The sequence below is a fragment of the Cobetia marina genome, assembly GCF_001720485.1.
GTDB lineage: Bacteria > Pseudomonadota > Gammaproteobacteria > Pseudomonadales > Halomonadaceae > Cobetia > Cobetia marina.
Map to the genome: position 1 here is coordinate 1362914 of NZ_CP017114.1, position 23983 is coordinate 1386896.

Annotated in this window: 19 protein-coding genes; 7 read left to right on the forward strand and 12 right to left on the reverse strand. The window is 64.2% G+C overall.

Features of this window, described 5'->3' with window-relative positions; genetic code table 11:
• Positions 1–63: 63 nt before the first annotated feature.
• The 4 genes from parE to BFX80_RS05905 all read left to right on the forward strand — a co-directional run bounded on the left by parE (position 64) and on the right by BFX80_RS05905 (position 6131).
• Complete coding sequence (gene parE, locus BFX80_RS05890) at positions 64–1944, forward strand: DNA topoisomerase IV subunit B (RefSeq protein WP_084208207.1); 1881 nt, start codon at positions 64–66, stop codon at positions 1942–1944.
• Positions 1945–2105: 161 nt separating this feature from the next.
• Complete coding sequence (gene parC / locus BFX80_RS05895) at positions 2106–4382, forward strand: DNA topoisomerase IV subunit A (protein ID WP_084208208.1); 2277 nt, start codon at positions 2106–2108, stop codon at positions 4380–4382.
• Positions 4383–4449: 67 nt separating this feature from the next.
• The gene (serB, locus tag BFX80_RS05900; protein ID WP_084208209.1) at positions 4450–5661 is read left to right on the forward strand and encodes a phosphoserine phosphatase SerB; all 1212 of its coding nucleotides are present in this window, start codon (positions 4450–4452) and stop codon (positions 5659–5661) included.
• Between the two features lie 221 nt (positions 5662–5882).
• Entirely contained in the window at positions 5883–6131 is a 249-nt protein-coding gene (locus tag BFX80_RS05905; protein WP_077374239.1) for a TIGR02647 family protein, read from the forward strand.
• Between the two features lie 108 nt (positions 6132–6239).
• On the opposite strand, the gene BFX80_RS05910 is transcribed toward BFX80_RS05905, so the two are convergent.
• Both BFX80_RS05910 and epmB read right to left on the reverse strand, forming a co-directional pair.
• On the reverse strand, positions 6240–6599 hold the full coding sequence (locus tag BFX80_RS05910; protein ID WP_077374236.1) for a 5-carboxymethyl-2-hydroxymuconate Delta-isomerase: 360 nt from the start codon (positions 6597–6599) through the stop codon (positions 6240–6242).
• Between the two features lie 174 nt (positions 6600–6773).
• A complete protein-coding gene (epmB, locus tag BFX80_RS05915; protein ID WP_240499681.1) occupies positions 6774–7877 on the reverse strand; it encodes an EF-P beta-lysylation protein EpmB in 1104 nt (367 codons plus the stop codon).
• A gap of 156 nt (positions 7878–8033) precedes the next feature.
• Between epmB and efp the strand changes: the two genes are divergently transcribed.
• Complete coding sequence (gene efp, locus BFX80_RS05920; RefSeq protein ID WP_077374233.1) at positions 8034–8600, forward strand: elongation factor P; 567 nt, start codon at positions 8034–8036, stop codon at positions 8598–8600.
• 120 nt (positions 8601–8720) lie between these two features.
• Positions 8721–9797: an EF-P lysine aminoacylase EpmA gene (gene epmA / locus BFX80_RS05925; protein ID WP_084208210.1), complete on the forward strand. Its 1077-nt coding sequence runs from the start codon at positions 8721–8723 to the stop codon at positions 9795–9797.
• 484 nt (positions 9798–10281) lie between these two features.
• Here epmA and asd read toward each other — a convergent pair whose 3' ends face one another.
• Positions 10282–11190 (reverse strand): archaetidylserine decarboxylase, encoded by a 909-nt coding sequence (gene asd / locus BFX80_RS05930; RefSeq protein ID WP_077374230.1) that lies wholly within the window; start codon positions 11188–11190, stop codon positions 10282–10284.
• A gap of 154 nt (positions 11191–11344) precedes the next feature.
• Positions 11345–12238: a sulfurtransferase gene (locus BFX80_RS05935; RefSeq protein ID WP_077374227.1), complete on the reverse strand. Its 894-nt coding sequence runs from the start codon at positions 12236–12238 to the stop codon at positions 11345–11347.
• Positions 12239–12715: 477 nt separating this feature from the next.
• On the opposite strand from BFX80_RS05935, the gene BFX80_RS05940 reads away from it, so the two are divergent.
• Positions 12716–14050: an NCS2 family permease gene (locus BFX80_RS05940; RefSeq protein ID WP_084208211.1), complete on the forward strand. Its 1335-nt coding sequence runs from the start codon at positions 12716–12718 to the stop codon at positions 14048–14050.
• Between the two features lie 100 nt (positions 14051–14150).
• Here BFX80_RS05940 and BFX80_RS05945 read toward each other — a convergent pair whose 3' ends face one another.
• The 8 genes from BFX80_RS05945 to rsxB all read right to left on the reverse strand — a co-directional run bounded on the left by BFX80_RS05945 (position 14151) and on the right by rsxB (position 23982).
• A complete protein-coding gene (locus BFX80_RS05945; protein ID WP_077374218.1) occupies positions 14151–14438 on the reverse strand; it encodes a hypothetical protein in 288 nt (95 codons plus the stop codon).
• 195 nt (positions 14439–14633) lie between these two features.
• A complete protein-coding gene (locus tag BFX80_RS05950; protein ID WP_084208212.1) occupies positions 14634–16841 on the reverse strand; it encodes an EAL domain-containing protein in 2208 nt (735 codons plus the stop codon).
• Positions 16842–16990: 149 nt separating this feature from the next.
• Positions 16991–17626, reverse strand: a complete 636-nt coding sequence (gene nth / locus BFX80_RS05955) for an endonuclease III (RefSeq protein WP_077374212.1) — start codon at positions 17624–17626, stop codon at positions 16991–16993.
• Positions 17627–17760: 134 nt separating this feature from the next.
• Positions 17761–18471 (reverse strand): electron transport complex subunit E, encoded by a 711-nt coding sequence (locus tag BFX80_RS05960; RefSeq protein WP_084208213.1) that lies wholly within the window; start codon positions 18469–18471, stop codon positions 17761–17763.
• Positions 18464–19243 carry an electron transport complex subunit RsxG gene (gene rsxG, locus BFX80_RS05965; protein ID WP_084208214.1) on the reverse strand — a complete coding sequence of 260 codons (780 nt, stop codon included), beginning with the start codon at positions 19241–19243 and terminating at the stop codon, positions 18464–18466. Before rsxG ends, BFX80_RS05960 begins: the two co-directional genes overlap by 8 nt.
• Positions 19240–20280, reverse strand: a complete 1041-nt coding sequence (gene rsxD / locus BFX80_RS05970) for an electron transport complex subunit RsxD (RefSeq protein ID WP_077374202.1) — start codon at positions 20278–20280, stop codon at positions 19240–19242. Before rsxD ends, rsxG begins: the two co-directional genes overlap by 4 nt.
• A gap of 91 nt (positions 20281–20371) precedes the next feature.
• Positions 20372–23335, reverse strand: a complete 2964-nt coding sequence (gene rsxC / locus BFX80_RS05975) for an electron transport complex subunit RsxC (RefSeq protein ID WP_157109439.1) — start codon at positions 23333–23335, stop codon at positions 20372–20374.
• A complete protein-coding gene (rsxB, locus tag BFX80_RS05980) occupies positions 23335–23982 on the reverse strand; it encodes an electron transport complex subunit RsxB (RefSeq protein ID WP_084208215.1) in 648 nt (215 codons plus the stop codon). Before rsxB ends, rsxC begins: the two co-directional genes overlap by 1 nt.
• Position 23983 lies beyond the last annotated feature (1 nt).

Here is a 23983-nt window from a genome sequence, read left to right on the forward strand (position 1 = left end):
GGCAGAGGCATCGCCATCCGTGATGCGTCTGCCGGACGTCAACACCAAGGACACAAGGCTGCGATGAGTCAGTACAGCGCCAGTTCCATCGAGGTTCTCTCCGGCCTCGAACCGGTCCGCAAGCGGCCCGGCATGTATACCGATACCACTCGGCCTAACCACCTGGTCCAGGAAGTCATCGACAACTCCGTCGATGAGGCGCTGGCGGGTCACGCGAAGGAAGTGCGCGTGAAGCTGCTGGAAGACGGCGGTATCGAGGTGGCGGATGATGGTCGTGGCATGCCCACTGACATCCACCCCGAGCATGGTGTGACCGGGATCGAGCTGATCCTCACCAAGCTGCACGCGGGGGGCAAGTTCTCCCAGGACAGCTATCGCTTCTCGGGCGGCCTGCATGGCGTGGGTGTCTCGGTGGTCAACGCCCTGTCGACGCGCCTTGAGGTGGAGGTCTGCCGTGAGGGTCTGCGTCAGCGCATTGCCTTCGAGAATGGCGAGAAGGTCGAGGAGCTGAGTCAGATCGGTACCGTCGGCAAGCGCAATACCGGCACTCTGGTGCGTTTCTGGCCGGACGAGAGCTACTTCGACAGTCCGCGTCTGGCGATGGCACGCCTGCGTCACCTGCTGCGCGCCAAGGCGGTATTGTGCCCGGGGCTCAAGGTCGTGCTGACCGAGACGGACGGCAGCGAGACGGCCTGGCATTACGAGGATGGCCTGCGCGACTATCTGCTCGGCGCCACCGATGGTTTCGAGCGACTGCCGGAATCGCCGTTCGTCGGTCATCTCGAGGATGAGGAGCATGGCGTCGACTGGGCCATCCAGTGGCTGCCGGAAGGCGGCGAGCTGGTGCAGGAGCCCTACGTCAATCTGATCCCCACGCCGCTGGGCGGCACCCACGTCAATGGCCTGCGTTCCGGCCTGCTCGAGGCGCTCAAGGAATTCTGCGACTACCGCAGTCTGCTGCCGCGTGGCGTCAAGCTGAGTGCGGATGACCTGTGGGAGCGCGCCGCCTTCGTGCTGTCGGTGAAGATGCTCGATCCACAGTTCGCCGGTCAGACCAAGGAGCGGCTGTCCTCGCGCAGCGTCGCGGCCTTCGTCTCCGGGGTGGTCAAGGACGCCTTCTCGCTGTGGCTCAATCATCATGTCGACCAGGCCGAAGCGCTGGCGGAACTGGTGATCTCGGCGGCCCAGCGCCGTCTGAAGAGCGCCAAGAAGGTCGCGCGCAAGAAGGTGACTTCCGGGCCTGCGCTACCGGGCAAGCTCTCGGATTGTTCAAGCTCCGACCCTGCCGACAGTGAGCTGTTTCTGGTCGAGGGTGACTCGGCTGGCGGCAGCGCCAAGCAGGGTCGCAACCGCGAGACCCAGGCGATCCTGCCGCTGCGCGGCAAGATCCTCAATACCTGGGAAGTCGAGTCGCATGACATCTACTCCTCCCAGGAAGTCCACGACATCGCGGTCGCCATCGGGCTGGACCCGGGCTCGGATGATCTCACCAAGCTGCGCTACCACAAGGTCTGCATCCTGGCGGATGCCGACTCCGATGGCCTGCACATCGCCACGCTGCTGTGCGCGCTGTTCGTGCGGCACTTCCCGGCGCTGGTGGATGCCGGGCGCGTCTTCGTCGCCATGCCGCCGCTGTATCGCATCGACCTGGGCAAGGAAGTCCATTACGCCCTGGACGAGAGCGAGAAGGCGCACATCCTCAAGCAGCTCGAGAGCAAGCGTGGCACGCCCAACGTGCAGCGCTTCAAGGGGCTGGGTGAGATGAACCCGCTGCAGCTGCGCGAGACCACCATGGCACCGGACACTCGCCGCCTGGTGCAGCTGACACGCAGCGCGGATGACGGCACCCACGAGATGCTCGACATGCTGCTGGCCAAGAAGCGCGCCAGTGATCGCAAGAGCTGGCTCGAGGACTACGGCAACATGGCTGACATCGAGGTCTGATCATCGGTTGAGCTTTCACAGCCATTTGAACTTCGAAAGCCAACTGGGCTTCGAGAGCAGCTGAACTTCGAAAGCCAGACAAGCTGCGCGACAGCATTCTTTCGGGAGCGCCACAGTCAGGCGCTCCCCGGTTTTACGCTCGTAATCAAGGTCAAGTGCCCATGAGCATGGATATCCAGGTCGCGGAGGGTGACGTCGAACGTCTGGCCCTGCGTGACTACACCGAAAAGGCGTACCTCGACTACTCGATGTACGTGATTCTCGACCGCGCCCTGCCGCATGTCGGTGATGGCATGAAGCCGGTACAGCGCCGCATCGTCTACGCCATGCGCGAGCTGTCCCTGACGGCCAACGCCAAGTACAAGAAGTCGGCGCGTACCGTCGGCGATGTGCTGGGCAAGTTCCACCCGCATGGTGACAGCGCCTGTTACGAGGCCATGGTGCTGATGGCGCAGCCGTTCAGCTATCGCTATCCGCTGGTGGATGGACAGGGCAACTGGGGTAGCCAGGATGACCCCAAGTCCTTCGCGGCCATGCGTTACACCGAATCGCGTCTGTCGAAATATTCCGAGGTGCTGCTGTCCGAGCTCTCCCAGGGCACCGTCGACTGGGTGCCCAACTTCGATGGCACCATGAACGAGCCCAAGGTGCTGCCGGCGCGTCTGCCCAATGTGCTGCTCAACGGCACCACCGGCATCGCGGTGGGCATGGCGACCGACATTCCGCCACACAACGTGCATGAAGTCGTGGCCGCCACACGCCACCTGCTGCGCAACCCGGACTCCGACAGCGATCAGCTGATGGACTTCCTGCCGGCACCGGATTTCCCCACCGAGGCGGAGATCATCACGCCGCGCACCGACCTCGCCAAGCTCTATCGCACCGGTCGTGGCAGCGTGAAGATGCGCGCCCGCTATGTGCTGGAAGAAGGCGATATCGTGATCACGGCGCTGCCGTATCAGGTCTCCGGCGCCAAGGTGATCGAGCAGATCGCCGCCCAGATGCAGGCCAAGAAGCTGCCGATGGTCGCGGACCTGCGCGATGAGTCCGACCACGAGAACCCGACGCGCCTGCTGATTCAGCCGCGCTCCAATCGGGTCGATATCGAAGGCCTGATGGCGCACCTGTTCGCCACCACGGATCTCGAGAAGAACGCGCGCGTCAACATGAACGTCATCGATCTCAAGGGTCGCCCGCGCGTGATGGCACTGCACGAGATGCTCGCCGAGTGGCTGCGCTATCGTCGCGCCACCGTGCGTCGTCGCCTCGAGCATCGTCTGGCCAAGGTCGAGGACCGTCTGCATATCCTCGAGGGTCTGCTGACGGCTTATCTGAATCTCGACGAGGTGATTCGCATCATCCGCGAGGAGGAAGATCCCAAGGCCAGCCTGATCGAGACCTTCCAGCTCTCCGAGCGTCAGGCCGAGGCGATCCTCGAGCTGCGTCTGCGTCACCTGGCACGCCTCGAAGAGATGAAGCTGCGGGGCGAGCAGGACGAGCTCAAGCGCGAGCGCAAGCACCTCAAGCATCTGCTGGGCAATGACGAGGCCCTGACCGATCTGATCGACAGTGAGCTTGAGCAGGCTGCCACTGACTTCGGCGATGCACGTCGCTCGCCGCTGGTTGAACGCGGCGAGGCCAAGGCGCTGTCGGAAGTCGAGCTGATGGGCGCCGACCCGATCACCGTCGCGCTGTCCGAGAAGGGCTGGATCCGCGCCGCCAAGGGACATGATATCGACCCCGAAGGCCTGTCCTACAAGGCCGGCGACCGCTTCCATCTGGCGGCGCGCGGCAAGACCAATCAGCCGCTGGTGCTGCTGGATGACACCGGGCGCGCCTACACCCTGGCCGCGCACAATCTGCCCAGTGCGCGCGGGCAGGGCGAGCCGATCACCGGGCGCATGAATCCGGCGGCGGGGGCTTCGATGGTCGGGCTGCTGCTCGACGCGCCCTCGGCGCGCTATCTGCTGGCCTCCGATGGTGGCTATGGCTTCGTGACCACGCTCGAGCAGCTGACCGGCAAGAACAAGTCCGGCAAGGCCGCGCTGACCTTGCCGCGCGGCTGTGCGGTACTGCCGCCGGTGGCGATCCCCGAGGTGCCTGAGACGGCGCAGGGGGATGCCGCGCCGCTGGAAGTGGCGGTGGTGTCCAACGAAGGGCGTCTGCTGGTCTTCCCGCTCGTCGAGTTGCCGGAAATGTCCAAGGGCAAGGGCAACAAGATGCTGTCGATTCCGGGCGAACGCGCCGCCAATCGTGAGGAATTCGTGCGCTCGCTGGTGGTCGTGCCTGCCGGGGCCACGCTGGTGGTGCACGCCGGCAAGCGCAAGACGCTGCTCAAGGGGGCGGATCTTGACTACTATCGTGGCGAGCGTGGCCGACGCGGCAGCAAGTTGCCCAAGGGCTTCCAGAAGGTCGATCGTCTGGCCGTAGACAGTTGATGATGCCAGTGGCGAGCTGCCCTGGAGGTAACCTCTTGATGATTCATTGCTCAGGAACGATTTTCCGATGACACAACGTATCTTGATCCGCGCCACCGGTGCGGCTCGTCCGGGACAGCTGGCAGGGCTCGGTCAGGCGCTGGCCCGCAGTGGCGCACGTCTGCTGGATATCAATCAGAGCGTGACCTTCGGGCTTGTGTCGCTGGAAGCGCTGGTGGCACTGGAGGCGCAGTCCGAACTGGAAGCGGCGCTGAGTGCTGCCGGGGAACAGCTGGGACTGGATGTGCAGGCCGTGCAGGTCGGCGCCGAGGAATATGCACGCTGGAGCCATCAGCTGGAGCGCCCGCGCTGGATTCTGACGCTGCTGGCACCGCGACTGCCGGCGGGCATTCTCGCCGAGGTCGGCGGCCTGACGGCGGAATTCGGTATCACCGTCGAGCTGATGCATCGCCTGTCGGGGCGTGAACCGCTGGATGGCGAGTCACCGGCCGAAGGCGCCTGTGTCGAGTGCTGGCTGCGCCTGCCGGAGCACGAGACCGACATCAATGCGCTGCGCGAGAAGGCGCTGGCGCTGGGCGCGCTGCATGGTGTCGATATCGCGATCCAGGAAGACGATATCTGGCGTCGTCATCGCCGCCTGATCTGCTTCGACATGGATTCGACCCTGATCAAGACCGAGGTGATCGATGAGCTGGCGCGTCGTCATGGGGTCGGCGAGGAAGTCTCGCAAGTCACCGAGCGTGCCATGCGCGGTGAGCTGGACTTCCAGGAAAGCTTCCGTGAGCGCATGAGCAAGCTCAAGGGGCTGGACGAGTCGGTGCTGGCGGAGATCGCCGCCAACCTGCCGCTGATGGATGGGGTCGAGCGTCTGATGGCCAATCTCAAGGCGCTGGGCTATCGCACCGCGATTCTCTCCGGTGGCTTCACCTACTTCGCGCGTCACCTCCAGCAGCTGCTGGGCTTCGATGAGATCCACGCCAACGAGCTGGTGATCGTCGATGGCAAGGTGACCGGTGAGGTGCGTGAACCGATCGTCGATGCCGAGCGCAAGGCGCTGCTGCTGCGCGAGATCGCCGAGCGTTACGGCCTGCGCATGGAGCAGACCATCGCCGTCGGGGATGGTGCCAACGACCTCAAGATGCTTGCTGAAGCAGGGCTGGGCATCGCCTTCCGCGCCAAGCCGCTGGTACGTGAACAGGCGCGTCAGTCGATCTCGACGCTGGGGCTTGATGCCGTGCTCTATCTGATGGGCTACCGCCAGCAGGACCTCAAGCACTGAGTCTGCAGTGAGTGCCTGACGGTGCCTCATCGAAAACGCCCTCACCGCGGTTGCGGTGGGGGCGTTTTCGATGTTCGGGGCGGATGGGACGGGGTCTAGTCCCAAAGCAGCAGGGTGGTTTTGCGCACGGTGACTAGACTGGTGACAGACGCCGACGACTCGGAGTCTGTCTGTTGTCGCCCTACCAAAACGCCATTCGCCACGCCGTCAGGAGTTTGCCCATGCCGTCACCCTATGACGATGAACTGCACCTGCTGTGTCTGTTCCCGCATGACGCCGCCCTCAAGGGCTTGAAGATTCGCCACGATGCCAGTCCTGACATGGTCGCTGCGGCAGAACGTCTGCACGCCAAGGGCCTGACCACGCTGCCCGATGGTGGCTATCTGACCTCCGTGGGTCGTGAGGCTGCCGAGCATGCCCATCGTCTGAACGATCTGCTGCACGTTCCCCAGGCCATGACAGGGACCTGAACACCGCGCATGAGCCCCGGATACGGCGATATCCGGGGACAGGTGCAATAACGCAAGACGCCCCGCGGCAGCCTGCCGGCGGGGCGTCTTGCGTTATTGCCTGAGGGGTCAGGCCTTGTGCTTGCGGTAGGTCGCGCGCGTGATCTCGACGATCTCCACGCTGACCTCGCGAGCGGCCTCGCAGTGCGGCTTGAGGGCTTCCATCAGGATGTCCGCCAGACGCGACTTGTCGTCATCGCTTCGGCCTTCCAGCTGATGGCAGTGAAGGTTGACGAAGCCATGCTTGTGCGCCAGTGGTGCCTGATTGCCCGCCAGGCGCCAGTGACGCCAGCTTTCCGCGCGCACCTTGATGTCGCTTTCCTTGAACAGGCCGCTTTGCATGGCGGCGGCATGCAGGTCATCCATGATCGCGTCCATGTCGAGGCTGGGGGCCAGACTGTCGGCATAATCAATGACGAGATGAGGCATGTGATGGGCTCCTTGAGCGTGGCCACGCCTCTTGGGGCGTGTGCCGATGGTGATGATGGCCAGCGATTCTAGCGAAATGGGGCCGCGATGGTAGCAGATTTTCGCAAGCGCACCGCGCATGGCGCAGTGCTGACCTCAAGGTCTGACCTCATCGGCTGATCTCATCGGTGGATTTCAACTGCGGGCAATCAGCGTGGCTCTCGTCGGGTCCGGATGGTCATCATGGCCGAAAGTCTGGGCGTGGTCTGCAAGGTGGCCCGGGGAGTGAGCACCACTCAGGGGCGTCTTGGAGCGGCGCCCGGGGATCTCGCGCACCAGACGTGGCATCAGGAAGCCGGGCAGATGCTCCAGCAGTGCCTCCATCAGGGCGCAGGCGTCTTCATCGCTGACCGCGAAGTGGGCGGCGCCCTGGACGGGGTCGAAGGCATGCAGGTAGTAGGGCAGCACCCCGCACTCGAACAGTCGCTCGGCGAGGGCCGTCTGCGTTTCCACCGAGTCATTGACGCCGCGCAGGATGACGCTCTGGTTGAGCAGGGTGACCCCGGCTGCCTTGAGGCGTGTCATGGCCGCGGCGACCTCCGCGTCCAGCTCGTTGGCGTGGTTGCTGTGGATGACCAGCACCTTCTGCAGTCGCGTCGCCTTCAGCCAGTCCAGCAGCTCGGCATTGACGCGATCCGGTATCACCACCGGCAGGCGGGTGTGGATGCGCAAACGCTTGAGATGCGGTATCTCGCCCAATGATTCCACCAGCCAGGCCAGTCGCCTGTCGGGAGACACGAGCGGGTCGCCACCCGAGAGGATGACCTCGTGGATGCGCTCATCGGCGCGCAGGTAGTCGAGAATGTCCTGCCATTGCGCGCGGCTGGGCTGGTGGTCTTCATAGGGAAAATGGCGCCGGAAACAATAGCGGCAATTGATCGCGCAGCCACCGCTGGCCATCAGCAGCACTCGGTTGGTGTACTTGTGGATCAGTCCCGGGAGCGGGGTGTGCTCCGCTTCTTCCAGCGGGTCGGTGACATAGCCGTCGAGCACGTCCGTCTCGCTGTCCAGTGGCAGCACCTGACGCAGCAGCGGGTCATTCGGGTCTTCGGGGCGGATGCGGCTGGCATAGGCCTCGGGAACGCGGATCGAGAACAGGGCATGGCCGTCGCTGGCGCCGGGAAGCCATTCGTGATCCAGTCCCAGGCGGTCCAGCAGCGCCTCGGGAGAGCGAATGACGTCGCGCAGCTGTGCACGCCAGTCACCGCGCGGACTCGAGTGGAGTGCGAGGGGTGTCACATCGTGACTTTCGCACGTCTCATGCGTGATGGTATGCAAGGATGGCGAGGTTCGGGTTATCATGCGCATCACTTCTTAGTCATGGTTGCTGCCCGTGAGGCGGCAATCTGGAATTCATGGCGGGCAAGACCCGTTAACGAGTCGAGAGCGAGCAAGATGGCCAATTATTCTACCAACGAATTCAAGTCCGGTCTGAAAGTGATGCTGGACAATGACCCCTGTGCCATCGTTGACAATGAGCTGGTCAAGCCGGGCAAGGGGCAGGCCTTCAATCGCGTCAAGCTGCGCAACCTGAAGACCGGTCGTGTGTGGGAGCGGACGTTCAAGTCCGGTGAGAGCATCGAAGCTGCCGACGTCATGGAAGTCGACATGGAATACCTCTACACCGACGGGGAAATGTGGCACTTCATGCGTACCGATGGCTCCTTCGAACAGTATGCCGTCGATGGCAAGGCGCTGGGCGACAACATCAAGTGGCTGAAAGAGCAGGTCGTCTACACCATCACGCTGTGGAATGACAACGCGATCGCGGTGACTCCGCCGAACTTCATCGAGCTGGAAGTCGTCGAGACGGATCCGGGCCTCAAGGGTGACACCGCCAACGGTGGCTCCAAGCCGGCGACGCTGTCTTCCGGTGCCGTGGTGCGTGTCCCGCTGTTCATCAACCAGGGCGAAGTGCTCAAGGTCGATACGCGCAGCGCCGAGTACGTCTCGCGCGCCTGAGCCTTTTCGCTCACGTCGTGATCCCTCTGATGCCTCGCCTCGTGCGGGGCATCATCGTTTGTGCCGGTCAATCCTGCAGGTTGGCCACTGTCCCTTGCTGATCCACTCGTCGAGCTCGCCATGTCAGACGTCGATATTCCCTCTGATTCTCCCCAGCCCCCCTTGCCGCAAGACTGGGCGCCCACTGCGACGCGAGAGCGACTCGTGCAGCGCGCACGACTGATCAATGAGGTGCGGGCCTTCTTCGCCGAGCGTGAGGTGCTGGAGGTGGAGACGCCGGTGCTGGGGCAGGCCGGCTCGACCGACGTGGGGCTGGCCTCGTTGTCATCGTCGTTGCAATTGCCCGGTGAGCGTGAACGGGTGCCGATGTGGCTGCAGACCTCGCCGGAATTCCACATGAAGCGTCTGCTGGCGGCCGGCAGCGGGCCGATCTTCCAGATCGCGCGTGCCTTCCGCGATGGTGAGGTCAGTCGTCGCCACAATCCCGAGTTCTGCATGCTGGAATGGTATCGCCCCGGCATGAGTCTCGAGGGCCTGAGAGAGGAAACCTGTGAGCTGATCCAGCGCGTGATGGCGCTCGGGGCGCGGCTGACCGGCAAGTCGTCGCTGCTGGACACCTCTGATGCATCAGACGCCTCAGGGGCTGGTCCTGCCGTCACGGCCTACCGTGATCTCTTCCGGCGAGTGCTGTCACTGGACCCGTTCAGTGCCTCTCTGGACGAGGTACGCGCGGCATGCGGGCGTGAGTGCGCTGTCGATGCCAGTGACTGGTCCCATGAGACCTGCCTGGATGCGCTGATGAGTCTGGTGATCGAGCCGACATTGGGGCAGGGCGCCGTGGAGCTGGTGACGGACTATCCCGCGGCCCAGGCGGCGCTGGCACGCAAGCATCGGGATGCTGAAGGGGAGTGGGTGGCCTCGCGTTTCGAGGCATATGTCGCAGGGATCGAGTTGGCCAACGGTTACGATGAGCTGACCGATGCCGCCGAGCAGGCATCGCGCTTCGCGGCTGACAATGCCGAGCGTCATGCGGCAGGCCTGCCGCAGGTCGCGGCAGACCATCGCCTGGTGGCCGCCTTGCACGCCGGGATGCCGGCAGGCAGTGGTGTGGCGCTGGGGCTGGATCGTCTGATCATGCTGGCACTGGGTGAGCGTGATATTGCCGCAGTGGTTGCCTTCCCGGCAGCACGTGCTTGAGGTGTCACGTTGCTCGCAAGCAATTGCGTTTATCTTTGACACGCTAGGGACATCTGAGTCGTCTAGACTGCAGGTATCAGACAGGGAGTCTGATGTCGTCATACCGGCGTCGTAGCGGGGCAGACATTCCCTCTGGGTACCTGCTCCATCGATCGGCACGGGGTGAGGCGATTCACATGACCGAAGGAGTGGCTGTCGGGCGCCTTTCATCGGGCATGGTGACAAGGTGTCGACAGGGGTCTCGCATGAGCTTCTCGGAGCCGCTCATGAGAGATTCCGGCAGTAGAGCCTCAAGAGAACTACGCCATTCAGGGAGGAAGACTCGCAGTTGGACGAACAGGCATGTCCAGGCACGTTGGCGAGATGCTGACGTGCAAGGATGCCAGAGGGGGCCGGTTGATACTGGTGCCTCAGTTGAAAAGGGAAGCCTGGCGGCTTCCCTTTTTTATGTGTCATCCATTGCCTTCGGCAGCGCTCCTGCCTGTCATTCGCTGTCTGGCGCGAAGGTTTCCTCATTGCCGAGGGCCGACTCGTCAACGACCTGCGACTCGCAGGAGGCTGGCCGCATGCCGAGTGACTGCCCCATGCTGACCTTCTGGCCCGGCATCAGGGTGTCATCGAACTCGACGCTGTCCGGGAAGCACATCACCACGGTGGAGCCGAGCTGGAAGCGACCCATCTCGGCGCCCCGTGCCAGCTCGATGAGTTGATCGAAGCGGGTCGTCTCGACATCGCCGGACAGTGGCGTGACCTGGCCGCTCCACACGGTCTTGATCGCCGCGACGATCATCGCGCCGACCAGCACCATGGCCATCGGGCCGTGTTCGGTCTCGAAGATGCAGACCAGGCGCTCATTGCGGGCGAAGAGGCCCGGCACATGCGTGGCGGTGGCTTCATTGACCGAGAACAGGCGTCCCGGCACGTAGGCCATCTCCACCAGGCGGCCCGCCAGGGGCATGTGGACGCGGTGATAGTCCTTCGGTGACAGATAGACGGTAGCGAAGCGGCCGTTGCGGAAGGGGGCGGCACGCTCCTCGCTGCCACCCAGCAGCTGGGTCAGCGAGAAGGCCTGACCCTTGGCCTGCACCAGGGTGCCGTGGCTGATGGCTCCGAACTGCGACAGCACACCATCGGCAGGCGAGACGAGTCCTTCCTCGATGGGGCGGGCCTCTTGCTTGAGGGCACGGGTGAAGAAGTCGTTGAAGCAGGCGTAGGCGCGCGGATTCTCCTCGAGCGCCTCGTTCATGTTGACGTCGTAGGCCTTGATGAAACGTTCGATGAAGGTGTTCTTGACCCACGGGTTCTCGCAGGCGGCGATGCGCCCGATGAGGCGTGAGATCAGGTGCTGGGGTAACGGGTATTGGCTCAGAGAGAACAGCTTGGCACGATCCACGATGTTGATCCTTGCAGAAAAGAGAAGCCCGCCCCGAAGGGCGGGCGCTGACCAACGAGATGGCGGCCAGCAGGCTGGCAGCACCTTAGCCCATCGTCATTGGCCGCTCAAGCGCGGGGGCAGGCAGGGGCAGCAGCGAGCCCCCTCCGGCCGCTCAGCGTTCTATCGGCGTGTCCTCGCGATTGCCCCATTCCTTCCAGGAACCGGGATAGGCGCGAATGTCCTCGAACCCCAGTGCACGCCCCACCAGCCAGGTCAGGCCTGAGCGGTGGTGGCTCTGGCAGTGCGTCACCACATGCTGCTCGGGACTGATGCCCCGCGCGCCCAGCTCGGTGATCAGCTCGGCATAGTCACGAATGCGCAGGTCGCGCTCGCGGTCCATGGCCTCGGTCCACTCGAAGTGCACGGCGCCGGGGATATGGCCAAGACGCGCGTTCTGGCCTTTTTCTCCGCGATACTCCTCCAGTGAACGGGCATCCCACACCACGACCTTCTCCTCGGGGGCCTCGGCGGACAGGCGCTCGAGAATGTCCTCGCGGGTCGCCATCACGCTGGTATCGACATAGGCGGCGTGATATTCGCTGGCCTGCCATTCGCTGGCAGCCTCACTCAGGGCAAGTCCTTCACCCTGCCAGGCATGCAGACCGCCGTTGAGATAACTGAAGCGCGTGTGGCCCAGCAGCGCGAGGGTCCACAGCAGACGACCTGCCCAGCCACCGCCTTCGTCGTCATAGGCGACGACATGGCTGTCCCGCGTGATGCCCAGCTCGGACATGATGTCGGACAGCGCCTGTGGGCTCGGCACGCCGGGGATCTCGTCCTCGTTGCTGCCGACCAGGCGCTTGAAGTCGAGCAGGCGTGCGCCGGGCACATGACTGGCATGACTCTCGGCCTTGAGCGGAACATCGACGATCACGATGTCCGGGTGGTCAAGCAGCGGCAGCAGCTGCGCAGGCTCGACGATCAAGGGCAGCAGGTTCTGCTCGGAGCTGAACGAGGCGGAGGCCGTCGGGTCGCAAGACGTTGACTGGGAAGAGGAGGGTGACATGGCGTGGTCCTTGCTTCATCGATGGGGATGATCCTTGTGAGCATCATGGCATGCTGGCGGCCAGTGGCGTCAAGTCGCGGCTTGCGGGGCAGATGGCGGACGCCAGGCGGTAGATGGCAGGCACTGCCATGCGCCGCTGCAGCGGTCCTGGCGAGAAACGCTCAATTCGTGCTGACTTTGCGTCTATAATGCTGCCCGTCACATGCCGGGCGAAGAATGTGACGCGCAAGTGGTGGCGAGCGCTGGTCGTCATGCACAGCGTCATGCACGGAGACGGTGCGTCATTCGCAGTGCCTTGCGCTGGTGCCATGCTCTGGCGCATCCGTGCCTTGCGCTGCGGCGTCTGTCCCTCCCTGCCTGTCAGGGACGAATCGCCACATCCGGCAGTGTCCTGCAAAGCGCACAGCCTCTGAAACGCCTGCAGTGAAATCCGTCTTGTTTCCAACCAATCGCGACCTAGTCCACGGGAGTCTCACCTTGTTCGAGCGCCTCTTTTCACTTCGCGCCGAAGGCACCACGACGCGCACGGAAGTGCTGGCAGGCATTGCCACCTTCCTGGCTTCGATGTACATCATCGTGGTCAATCCCGGCATCCTGTCCGCTACGGGTATGCCGTTCAGTGCCGCACTGACCGCCACCGTGCTGGTCAGCTTCTTCGGCAGCCTGATGATGGGACTGTACGCCCGCAATCCGATCCTGGTGGCACCGGGCATGGGCATCAATGCCCTGTTCGCCTACACCATGGTGCTGGGGACCGGCATGCGCTGGGAGGTCGCGCTGGGGTGCGTCTTCTGGGCGGGTGTCATCTTCGCCATCCTGGCGCTGTTCAACGTGCGACGTCTGGTCATCGATGCGATTCCCGCTCAGCTGCGCTATGCGATTGCCTGCGGTATCGGCCTGTTCATCACCCTGATCGGGCTGGTGAATGCCAAGCTGATCGTGTCCAACCCCGTCACCGTGGTCAGTGTCGCCCCCATGACGCCCTCGCTGGTGATCTTCATGATCGGGCTGGCGCTGACGGCGGTTCTGGTCGCCAGACGTATCCATGGCGCCTTGATCATCGGCATCGTGGCGACCACCCTGATGGCGGCCACCATCGGCCGTCTGTGGGGGGACGGGACTGCCTACTTCCCGCCCGAGATCGCGCAGCCGACGCTGGTCAACTTCACCGGCATCTTCGCGGCACCTGATTTCAGCGGCCTGCTGGCACTGGATTTCATGGGCTCACTGAAGATCGCCTACGTGCCCTTCATCTTCGTCATCCTGTTCACGGTGTTCTTCGATGCCCTGTCCACCTTCATGGCGGTCGCTGAGGCGGGCAATCTGAAGGATGAGAATGGTGACCCGCGCAACATCCGTCGCTCGATGATGGTCGATGCCTTCTCGGCGCTGGTCTCCGCACCGCTGGGCACCAGCCCTGCCAACGCCTATATCGAATCGGCGGCCGGTATCAGCCAGGGTGGGCGCACCGGTCTCGTCGCCGTGGTCGTGGCACTGTGCTTCCTGCCGTTCCTGTTCCTGGCGCCGTTGCTGTCGCTGGTGCCTGCCATCGCCACCGCGCCGGCGCTGATTCTGGTCGGCGTGTTCATGATGGAGCCGATTCGCAAGATTCACTGGCACCAGTTCGATGATGCGATTCCGGCCTTCATCGCCATGGTGATGATCCCGCTGACCTACTCCATCACCCACGGGATCGTGTTCGGCTTCCTGAGCTTCGTGATCATCAAGCTGGGGGTCGGCAAGGCGCGGGAGATTCGCCCGACCATGTGGGTGCTGTTCGCGCTGTCGATCCTGCTGTTGCTGGAAGGCTGAGGGGACGCGATTGCGTCGGACGCCTTCTCTCGGTCGAGAACGAAAAAATCCCGCCAGTCTTGGACTGGCGGGATTTTTTGTGGCCGACGAGGTGGCGCGATCAGGCGATCATCCAGCCCAGGAAGGTCAGTCCGAGGAACACCAGCAGGATGCCGCCGATGATCGAACCTCTGAGCAGTGACGTGACGCCCTTGAACAGCAGATACAGCCCGAACACCAGGCCCAGCAGACTGAACAGGGAGGTGCTCATGCCCAGCTCACCGGCCAGACCACTGAAGAAGCCCTTGAGGGCGTCGTCGAAATTGGCGAAGAAGCCGCTCAGGCCCTCCACGATGAAGCGGATGGCGGCGCCAAGCTGAGTGCCGATCCAGTTGAAGAAGTCTTCCATTGCGCACGGTATCCGGACAGAAAAGAGGCCACAGTGTGCCATGAATGCGGCGTGGACGCTGTCGTGCTGTTGCACTGCGGCATGTGGGCCCGAGCGTCACTCCTCACTCACCTGCTCACTTTTACTCTCACTCTCACTCGCACTCGCACTCTCACTCCAAGTCCCACTCCCACTCCCACTCCCACTCTTGCACCATCAGGTGTCCAGGTACCTGGCGGTGAAATCGTCGATCCCCATGGGCTTGTCCATCAGGTAGCCCTGCAGGGCGTCGCAGCCCATCTCCAGCAGCAGCTCTCGCTGTCTGGAGGTCTCAACGCCTTCCGCCACCACGCACATGCCCAGTTCATGCCCCAGCTGCACCATGAAGTTCACCATCCGGCGGTTCATCTCGTCGTTCTCGAGATCATTGACGAAGCTGCGATCCACCTTGAGCTCATCGAAGGGCAGGTGCTTGATGTAGGTCAGCGAGGAGAAGCCGGTGCCGAAATCATCCAGTGACAGCCGCAGCCCCAGCGAGCGCAATTCATGCATGCGTGCCACCGTGGCTGGCATGTCGGTCGCGAAGACATTCTCGGTCAGTTCCAGTTGCAGGTATTCAGGGGAGAGGGTGTGCTGGCCGAGCGTTCTGGCGACATTGCTGACGTAGTGCGGTGATTCCAGCTGTTTGACGCTGACATTGACAGATAGATAGAGCTCGGCGAAACCGGTGCCGTTCTGCCAGCCCGCCAGCAGCCTGCAGGCCTGTTCCAGTACCCAGTCGCCGAGGCTGTCGATCAGCTGGCTCTTCTCGGCCAGCGGGATGAATTCATAGGGGGAGATGTTGCCGAACCGAGGATGTCGCCAGCGCAACAGGCATTCAGCGCCGACCAGCTTGAGCCCTCTGTCGAATTGCGGCTGAAGCTCCATGTAAAGCTCTTCGTGCTCGATGGCGCGACGCAGGTCATTTTCCAGCTGCACGGCCCGCTCAAGCTCCACGCGCATGCTGGGGTCAAAGCGAACGGTCTGGTTGCGTCCGGCTTCCTTGGCGCGATACATCGCGATATCGGCGCGGCGGATGAGCTCCTCCGCACTCAGGGCGCGATCATGGAACATGATGCTGCCCAGACTGGCCGAGCTGTGATGATCCAGTGGCTGCGACTGCGGGTCGGAGAGCGTATAGGGCTGGTTGAGCGCCTGCTGCAGACGCTCCATCAGCTCATCCAGTTCACGACAGGCTGCCTGCGGGTCATGGCTCAAGGGCTGTACCAGGATGACGAACTCGTCCCCGCCAAAGCGCGCGACAAGATCCGTCTCCCGCACCTGGCCGGTCAGGCGGTGGGCCACTTCGATCAACAGATGGTCGCCGGTGGTATGCCCCAGCAGGTCATTGATCTTCTTGAAGTGATCCAGGTCGATGAAGATGAGCGCCCCGTGAGTGTCTCTGGCGTCCATGATGATGATCGCCTGCTGCAGCGCATCAATCAGCGTGGCGCGATTGGCCAGCTTGGTGAGAGGGTCGAAGCGACTGTGCTGATGCAGCAGGGCTTCTGATTCGACGATGCGCGTGATGTCGGTGATGGAACCGATCATGCGCAGGGGAGTGCCGTCGTGATCACGTTCGATCACGTCCCCCTTGTCGATGACCCAGACGACATTCCCGTCCCGTGTCAGCATGCGATGGCGATGGTAGTAGGGTGTCCCGCCTTCCAGGCAGTCCTGGATGGCGACCATGACTTCCGGCGTGTCCTCGGGATGCAGCAGGCTGGCGAATTCCTCGAGGCTGTTGTGCAGCTCGTCGTGGGGGACGTTCAGGATCTCGGACCAGCGCCGATTGTGCGTCACGGAGCTGTTGGTGATGTTCCAGTCCCAGAAGCCTTCCAGCGAGGTGTCATAGATATGATCGATATGACGGCTCTTGCGCTCATGCTCACGGACTTCCGCGGTGATGTTGTGCGCCAGCACGGCGACCAGCGGCTTGCCATGAATGTCATGGAAGGGCTGCTTGATGGAGCGGAAATGATTGATCTCGCCGGTGGTGCCGTCGGTGGCATCCTCGAAGACCTGCTCACGCTCGAACTTGCTGAGCACCTGCTCCACGCTGCGGCGGAAGAAGCGGCTCTGCTCGGTATTGCCGGTGTAATGACTGTCGTCGCGTCCGATGATGTCTTCGAGCGTGGTGCCGTAGAAGTCGGTCAGGGTGCGATTGGCGAAGCGAAACAGCCCCTTGGCATCCTTGATGAACAGGATGTCGGGATGGGTATCGACCAGCGTGCGCAGCAGATGGTTCTCGGCTTGCAGTGCCTCGAGACGTGACGACATGGCCTGCAGTCGTGCATGCAGGCTGTCGTCGTCAGACGCTAGGGTCTCGGTGGAGACTTCTGAATGCGAAGGGTGGCGTCCCTCGGCATCGGAAGGTGCGGCCATGGCGGGTTCCCGGGGCGATGGAGACAGCCTCCAGTCTACGTTGCCGCTCGGTTGAATAGGCAGGGAGGCGGGGTCCTCGCTCAGTCAACGTTCACGCCTGCCGGCCACGCATGGTCGAGCCCCCCGATAACGCCTGATGTTCTGATGTGTTAGAGGTCTACCTTGTCCTTGTACTCGCAGAGATCCTCGATCACGCAGCTGCCGCAGCGTGGTTTGCGTGCCACGCAGGTGTAGCGGCCATGCAGGATCAGCCAGTGATGGGCGTCGACCAGAAACTCCTTCGGTACATGGCGCATCAGCTTGTGCTCGACCTCCAGCACGTTCTTGCCCGGCGCGATTCGCGTGCGATTGGAGACGCGGAAGATGTGCGTGTCCACCGCCATGGTCGGCTGACCGAAGGCGGTGTTGAGCACCACGTTGGCGGTCTTGCGGCCCACGCCGGGCAACGCTTCCAGTGCCTCGCGGGTCTGCGGCACCTCACTTCCATGCTGCTCGATCAGCATGCGGCAGGTCTTGATGACGTTCTCGGCCTTGGTATTGAAAAGCCCGATCGTCTTGATGTACTCCTTCAGTCCCTCGACGCCCAGCGCCAGAATGCTCTCCGGGGTATTGGCGACCGGATACAGCCTGGCGGTGGCCTTGTTGACGCCCACATCCGTGGCCTGGGCCGAGAGCAGGACCGCGATCAACAGCTCGAAGGGCGTCGACCACTCAAGCTCCGTGCGTGGCTCTGGATTCTCGTTGCGCAGGCGGGTGAAGATCTCGAGACGTTTCTGGGCGTTCATGGCAGCTCGGTGTCAGGTCGGCGAGGTTCGGTCAGTGTCTGTCTGGAGGAACACAGCTGGCCTCCAGACAGGGAAAAGTAGACAGGGGAAACAGACAGAATAAAGCAGGCAGGCCCGGGGCTCAGGCCCGCGTATCAGGAAATCGTGCCGGTGACGCGCACGCGACGCGAGGCCTTGGGCGCATCCACGGCTGCTGCCTTGCGGCGCTGCTCGAGGCGCTCATCGATGGTCTTCTTGCCCGCGATGATCAGCCCCATGCAGAAGAAGGCGCCGGGCGGCAGCACCAGGAACAGGAAGGAGTAGTCCGGGAACAGCGTCAGCTTCCAGTCTGCGGCCACCGGCCCGAGCAGCAGCTCCATGCCCGCAAACAGCGTGCCTTGACCGAACAGCTCGCGCATGCCGCCCAGCAGTACCAGCACGGCCATGAAGCCCAGCCCCATCATCAGCCCATCGGTGGCCGCCGGCAGCACCGGGTGCTTGGCGGCGAAGGCATCGGCACGCCCGAGAATCGCGCAGTTGGTGACGATCAGCGGAATGAAGATGCCCAGAATCTGGTAGAGCTCATAGGTATACGCCTTCATCAACAGCTCAGCGCAGGTCACGAAGGAGGCGATGATCATCACGAAGGCCGGCAGGCGTACCGCCGACGGCACCAGATTGCGGATCAGTGACACCGCCACGTTGGAGCCGACCAACACCAGCAGGGTGGCAAGTCCCAGGCCGATGGCATTGACGACGCTGGCGGTGACGGCCAGCAGCGGACACAGGCCCAGCAGCTGTACCAGCGCTGGGTTGTTGTCCCACAGGCCGTCGCGGCTGATCTTGCCAAGTGAGATATCACTCATGAGGTTCATCTCCGCCGTGTTCAGAAGTCGCTGATGGCGCAAGCGTGCCGTCAGCGGAGGGAGCGTGTGCGGTGTCCTGTGCCTTGGCGGCGCGGCGTGTCGCGGTCAGCGTCTCGCTGTCGCCGGCCAGCAGCGCCGTGCGATGCGCCATGAAGTAGATCAGTGCCTGACGCACGGCCCCCACGACCGCACGCGGGGTGATGGTCGCGCCGGTGAACTGGTCGAAGTCTCCGCCATCCTTCTGCACCTTCCATTCCACCGAGCTGAGCGTCTGGTCGTCGAACTCATGGATCCATCCGGACTTGCGGGCTTCGATCTTGTCGCCCAGTCCCGGGGTCTCGGCGTGCTTGACGGCGCGCACGCCGGCCACGCTGCCATCTGCCCGGATACCGACCAGCAGGCGGATATCGCCGCTGTAGCCCTTGCCGGTGACCACCGGCAGCAGTACCGCGACGGTCTTGCCATCCCGAGTGGCGCGCCAGCCGGTGTCGGCGCTTTCCAGTCCCAGCACCTGGGAGGGCGGCAGGACGAAGGCATCGTCGAGCAGGTCATTGTCGTGCAGTGACGGCGGGATGATCTCGGCAAGCGCGGCGCTCTGGGCGGCACGCTCGTTGTCCGCGATGGTGTCGGCGGTGGTCATCTGGGTGACGGCCACCACGCCGGCGGTGACGATGGCGAACACCGCCAGGCCCGAGGCGGCCCGCGCGATGTTGTGCTTCAGGCCTCGCGCGGCCTGGGTTTGCTGTTCGGGCTGATCCGGCGTCAGGCTCATGCCTTGTCCTCCAGCTTGATGCCGCGACGGGCCTTCTTGTGGCCATAGCTGCGGGGCTGCGTGTAGTAATCGATGAACGGTACGCTGAAGTTCATCAGCAGCACCGCAAAGGCGATGGCATCCGGATAGGCACCGAAGGTGCGAATCAGATAGATCAGCACGCCGATACCCGCGCCGTAGTAGAGCTTGCCCTTGTTGGAGGTCGCCGCCGTGACGGGGTCGGTGGCGATGAAGAAGGCACCGAAGATCGCCGCGCCGCATAGCAGGTGGAACAGCGGGCTGGCATGCTGATCGCCCTCCATCAAGAAGAAGATACCCGAGATCACGCTCAGGCTGCCCAGCATCGCCACCGGGATATGCCAGGTGATCAGGCGACGTGCCAGCAGCACCAGGCCGCCGAGGCCCCAGGCGATGGCGGTCTGCTGCCAGGCCAGCAGGTTGGCGGCGGGCAGCAGGCTCGGGTCGGCCCAGAACTCGCTGCTGGAAAGCTCGCCCTTGTTGCGGAAGGCGTCCAGCGGTGTGGCGCCGGTCAGGGCATCCGGCGTGGCGATCATGCCGAAGAACTGCCTGAGGCTGTCGGCGAAGCCGAGCGTGAAGCCATCGGGGGCCGACCAGCGCGACATCTCGACCGGGAAGGAGATCAGCAGCAGCGCATAGGCGACCATCGCCGGATTGAACGGATTCTGGCCCAGGCCGCCGTAGAGCTGCTTGGCGACCACGATGGCCGCGACCACGCCGGTCAGTACCAGCCACCAGGGGGCCAGCGGCGGCAGCGAGACGGCCAGCAGCACGCAGGTGACGAGCGCCGAGTTGTCCTTGAGGAAGAAGCTGACCGGCCGTCCGCGCAGCTTGAGCAACAGCGCCTCGAGCGCGATGCCGGTCAGGCAGGCGAAGACGAGATTGAACAGCACGCCCCAGCCATAGTGCCAGCAGAGTACGGCGATGCCCGGCAGCGTGGCAGCCAGCACCCAGGCCATCACGCGCGAGGTGGCGGTGGGCCCATGGGCATGGGGAGAGCTTGCGTGCATCAGGCTCATGAGGCGTTCAGATCCTTGCGGTAAATGGACAATGACGTGTGGCGTGCGGTGCAGCGGCCTGCCAAGGGGGCGGTGAAGGAACGCGCGTCACTCATTGCGCGTCCACCAGTGCCTGTACCTCGGCCAGCGACTCGCGGGCGTGTTCCAGATTGCGGCGCGTACGGTCGACCTTGGTGGCCAGTCGCTGGCGGCTTTCGTCATCTGCCTCGCTCAGTGCCGCCTCTGCCTTGCGATGGGCCGCCTCGGCCGCCTTGACCGCGATGCTGACCTGCTTGTGACGCTTGGCGAGGTTCTCGGCGCGCGATGCCTCGATCTCGGCCTGGGAGAGCGTCACGTTGCTGGCCATGCTGCCACGTCCCACCGATCCTGCGGCAGCCTTGGGGGCCTCGGGAATCAATTCACCCGCGCCCTTGGCGGCAGGCGGCGCGTCAGTGCCGTCAGCTTGCGCGCTGGTCAGGCGAACCTCGGCGGCGCGCAGGTTTTCCTGTGCGGTGGCCAGCAGGGTCTGCAGGTCCTCGATATCGCCTTCACCGCTTTCGCTGGCGCGGGCCAGCGCCTTCTCGGCCTTCTTGACCGCGATATTGGCGGCTGCACGCGCCGTCTTGAGCGCCTTGAGATCGGCAGCCGGCGCTGCGGCTGCAGGGGCAGCGGCGCCTGTCGAGGAAGTGCTGGCCGGCGCAGGGGCAGCTGGCTCGCTGGCGTCGCTGGCGGCCTTGAGGTCGGCTTCGGCCTTGGCAAGTCGCGCCCTGGCATCTGTCACGCTGGCCTCCAGCGCCGCGATGTCACCCTCACCGCTATCCTGTGCCGTCTTGAGGGCCTTCTCGGCCTTCTTGACGGCGATGTTGGCGGCGGCACGCGCCGTCTTGAGGGCCTTGAGATCGGCTGCCGGGGCAGCGGCGCCTGTCGTGGAGGTGCTTGCCGCCGCAGGGGCAGCTGACTCGCTGGTCTCGCTGGCGGCCTTGAGGTCGGCTTCGGCCTTGGCCAGTCGGGCCCTGGCATCCGTGACGCTGGCCTCCAGCGCCGCGATGTCACCCTCACCGCTGTCCTGTGCCGTCTTGAGGGCCTTCTCGGCCTTCTTGACGGCGATGTTGGCGGCGGCACGCGCCGTCTTGAGCGCCTTGAGGTCGCCAGCCGAAGCTGCGGCAGCTGGGGCTGCGGCGGCGGGGGCGGACGCGCCGGTGGCAGCAGAGGCGGGGGCCGCAGCGGCGGACTCGCTTGCCTCACTGGCGGCCTTGAGGGCGCTCTCGGCGCTGGCAAGCTTGGCCTTGGCCGCGGTCACGTTGGCCTCAAGCGCCGCAAGATCACTGGCGCTGCTCTCGCCACTGTCCTGAGCCGCCTTGAGCGCCTTCTCGGCCTTCTTGAGGGCAATGTTGGCCGCGGCGCGCGCCGTCTTGAAGGCCTTGAGGTCCGTCGCCGCTGCCGGCGCCGACGGAGCGGCGGCACTCGCTGTGGACGTCGTATCGGCGGCAGTCGCGGTCTCGGCGCGCGCTGAGGCGGCCTTCTGGGCGGCCTGGGCACGCTGCTGGCGCTTGGCTTCCTTCTCGGCTTCCTCGCGTGCCATGCGCGCCTGCTTGAACTCGAAGCGGTGACGGGCGCGCTCTGACTTGCGCGCGTCGTGCTGGGCGGTACGAATCTCGCCCTTGGCGAAGCGGTAATACTGCACCAGCGGAATCTGGCTGGGGCAGACATAGGAGCAGGCACCGCACTCGATGCAGTCCGCGAGGTTGTAGAGCTCGGCCTTGTCGAACTCGCGAGACTTGGAGAACCAGTAGAGCTGCTGCGGGAGCAGCTCCGCCGGACATGCCTGCTCGCACATGCCACAGCGGATGCAGGGTTGCTCGACAGCGGGGGCCGGCACCGCCTCAGGCGAGGAGGCCAGCAGACAATTGGTGGTCTTGATGATCGGCAGGGCGTCACTCTCGAGGGTGAAGCCCATCATCGGCCCACCCATCACCAGACGGGCGATGCCGCTCGCAGAAGGAGCAGCCAGGCGCAGCAGGTCACCGATGGCGGTGCCCAGGCGAGCCTCGACGTTGTGCGGGTGCTGCAGGGCCTCGCCGGTCAGGGTGACGACCCGCGAGATCATCGGCTCGCCGAAGCACACCGCACGCTGCACCGCGCGCACGGTGCCCGGATTGTGCACCACCACGCCGACATCCGCGGGCAGGCCGCGACTGGGCACTTCGCGATCAGTCAGCAGCTTGATCAGCTGCTTCTCACCGCCGGAGGGGTACTTGGTCGGCACCACTACGACTTCCAGACGTGAATCCAGCGGCGGCAGGCGCTTGTCGGCACGCCGGGCGCGAATCGCCTGCTCCAGCGCGATGACGGCCTCGGGCTTGTTGTCCTCGATACCGATCAGGATGCACTCGGGGCCGATCAGGCTGGCGAGAATCTCGAGCCCTTCGATCAGCGCTTCCGGATGCGTGCGCATGGTCAGGTCATCGGCGGTGATGTAAGGCTCACACTCCGCCGCGTTCAGAATCAGGGTGTCGATGGCGTGGCGCTCACGCACGCGCGCCTTCACCGCCGAGGGGAAGCCCGCACCGCCCTGGCCGACCACGCCGGCATCCTGCAGGCGCTGGATCAGGTCCTGGGCTTCCTGCTGGCGCCAGTCGCGCCAGGCCTCAAGGCGCGCCCATTCATCGATCTCGCTGTCACGCTCGATCACGATGCACAGATCTTCCAGGCCCGAGACGTGAGGGATCTGACGCGGCTCGATGGCGGTGACCACGCCGGTGATGCTGGCATGCACCGGCGCGGAGATCATGCCCTGGGCGCGAGCGATCAGCTCACCGGTCTTCACGCGCTGGCCGATCTCCACCAGCGGCTGGGCGGGCGCGCCGATATGCTGACTGAGCGGCAGTACCACCTCATGGGGCAACGGGGCAGCCACCAGCGGGGCGCGATTGGAGAGTGCCTTGTGTTCCGGCGGGTGAATGCCGCCGTGGAAGTCGAATACGCGGGGAGCGCTGTCACTGCCTGTCGCGCGCGGGGCAGCAGTGCTCGTGGCAGAACGGGACGTCACCATGGACTTGAGCAACGACAGAACCATCAGGCGACATTCCTTGCAGAGGTGGCGGTAGCGCGCTCTTGCGGGGCAGCGTCAGTGACGATCAGGCTGCCGCTGAAGCGGGTATTGTCTCGGGTCGGGCCGGCCGGCTGTGGCCAGTGCCAGCTGCGCACGTCGGTGGCGACCGGCACCATGTCGATGCAGTCCACCGGGCAGGGCTCGACGCACAGGTCGCAGCCGGTGCATTCGTCGGCGATCACGGTATGCATGTGCTTGGCGGCGCCCAGGATGGCGTCCACCGGACAGGCCTGGATGCACTTGGTGCAGCCGATGCATTCGTCTTCGCGAATCACCGCCACCTTGGGGGCGTTGTCGGCATCGCCATCCAGCGGCGTGGCCTCGCGCCCCAGCAGGTCGGCCAGCGAGGCGATGGTGCTCTCGCCACCCGGTGGGCACTTGTTGATCTCGTCCCCCTCGGCGATGGCCTGGGCATAGGGCTTGCAGCCCGGATAGCCGCACTGGCCGCACTGGGTCTGCGGCAGCAGCTGGTCGATCTGCTCGACGATGGGGTCGCCCTCGACCTTGAAGGCCACCGAGGCGAAGCCGAGCAGGCCACCGAAGACGATCGCCATGGCCACCAGCGCGATGATGGCGGAGATCAGCGTATGGTCGTTGAGGAAATCGAGCATG

Excerpts from the sequence above, each read along its gene's own strand:
- parE (WP_084208207.1), top strand. The coding sequence starts at position 64 with ATGAGTCAGTACAGCGCCAGTTCCATCGAGGTTCTCTCCGGCCTCGAA.
- parC (WP_084208208.1), top strand. The coding sequence starts at position 2,106 with ATGAGCATGGATATCCAGGTCGCGGAGGGTGACGTCGAACGTCTGGCC.
- serB (WP_084208209.1), top strand. The coding sequence starts at position 4,450 with ATGACACAACGTATCTTGATCCGCGCCACCGGTGCGGCTCGTCCGGGA.
- BFX80_RS05905 (WP_077374239.1), top strand. The coding sequence starts at position 5,883 with ATGCCGTCACCCTATGACGATGAACTGCACCTGCTGTGTCTGTTCCCG.
- BFX80_RS05910 (WP_077374236.1), bottom strand. The coding sequence starts at position 6,599 with ATGCCTCATCTCGTCATTGATTATGCCGACAGTCTGGCCCCCAGCCTC.
- efp (WP_077374233.1), top strand. The coding sequence starts at position 8,034 with ATGGCCAATTATTCTACCAACGAATTCAAGTCCGGTCTGAAAGTGATG.
- epmA (WP_084208210.1), top strand. The coding sequence starts at position 8,721 with ATGTCAGACGTCGATATTCCCTCTGATTCTCCCCAGCCCCCCTTGCCG.
- BFX80_RS05935 (WP_077374227.1), bottom strand. The coding sequence starts at position 12,238 with ATGTCACCCTCCTCTTCCCAGTCAACGTCTTGCGACCCGACGGCCTCC.
- BFX80_RS05945 (WP_077374218.1), bottom strand. The coding sequence starts at position 14,438 with ATGGAAGACTTCTTCAACTGGATCGGCACTCAGCTTGGCGCCGCCATC.
- BFX80_RS05950 (WP_084208212.1), bottom strand. The coding sequence starts at position 16,841 with ATGGCCGCACCTTCCGATGCCGAGGGACGCCACCCTTCGCATTCAGAA.
- nth (WP_077374212.1), bottom strand. The coding sequence starts at position 17,626 with ATGAACGCCCAGAAACGTCTCGAGATCTTCACCCGCCTGCGCAACGAG.
- BFX80_RS05960 (WP_084208213.1), bottom strand. The coding sequence starts at position 18,471 with ATGAGTGATATCTCACTTGGCAAGATCAGCCGCGACGGCCTGTGGGAC.
- rsxG (WP_084208214.1), bottom strand. The coding sequence starts at position 19,243 with ATGAGCCTGACGCCGGATCAGCCCGAACAGCAAACCCAGGCCGCGCGA.
- rsxD (WP_077374202.1), bottom strand. The coding sequence starts at position 20,280 with ATGAGCCTGATGCACGCAAGCTCTCCCCATGCCCATGGGCCCACCGCC.
- rsxC (WP_157109439.1), bottom strand. The coding sequence starts at position 23,335 with ATGGTTCTGTCGTTGCTCAAGTCCATGGTGACGTCCCGTTCTGCCACG.
- rsxB (WP_084208215.1), bottom strand. The coding sequence starts at position 23,982 with ATGCTCGATTTCCTCAACGACCATACGCTGATCTCCGCCATCATCGCG.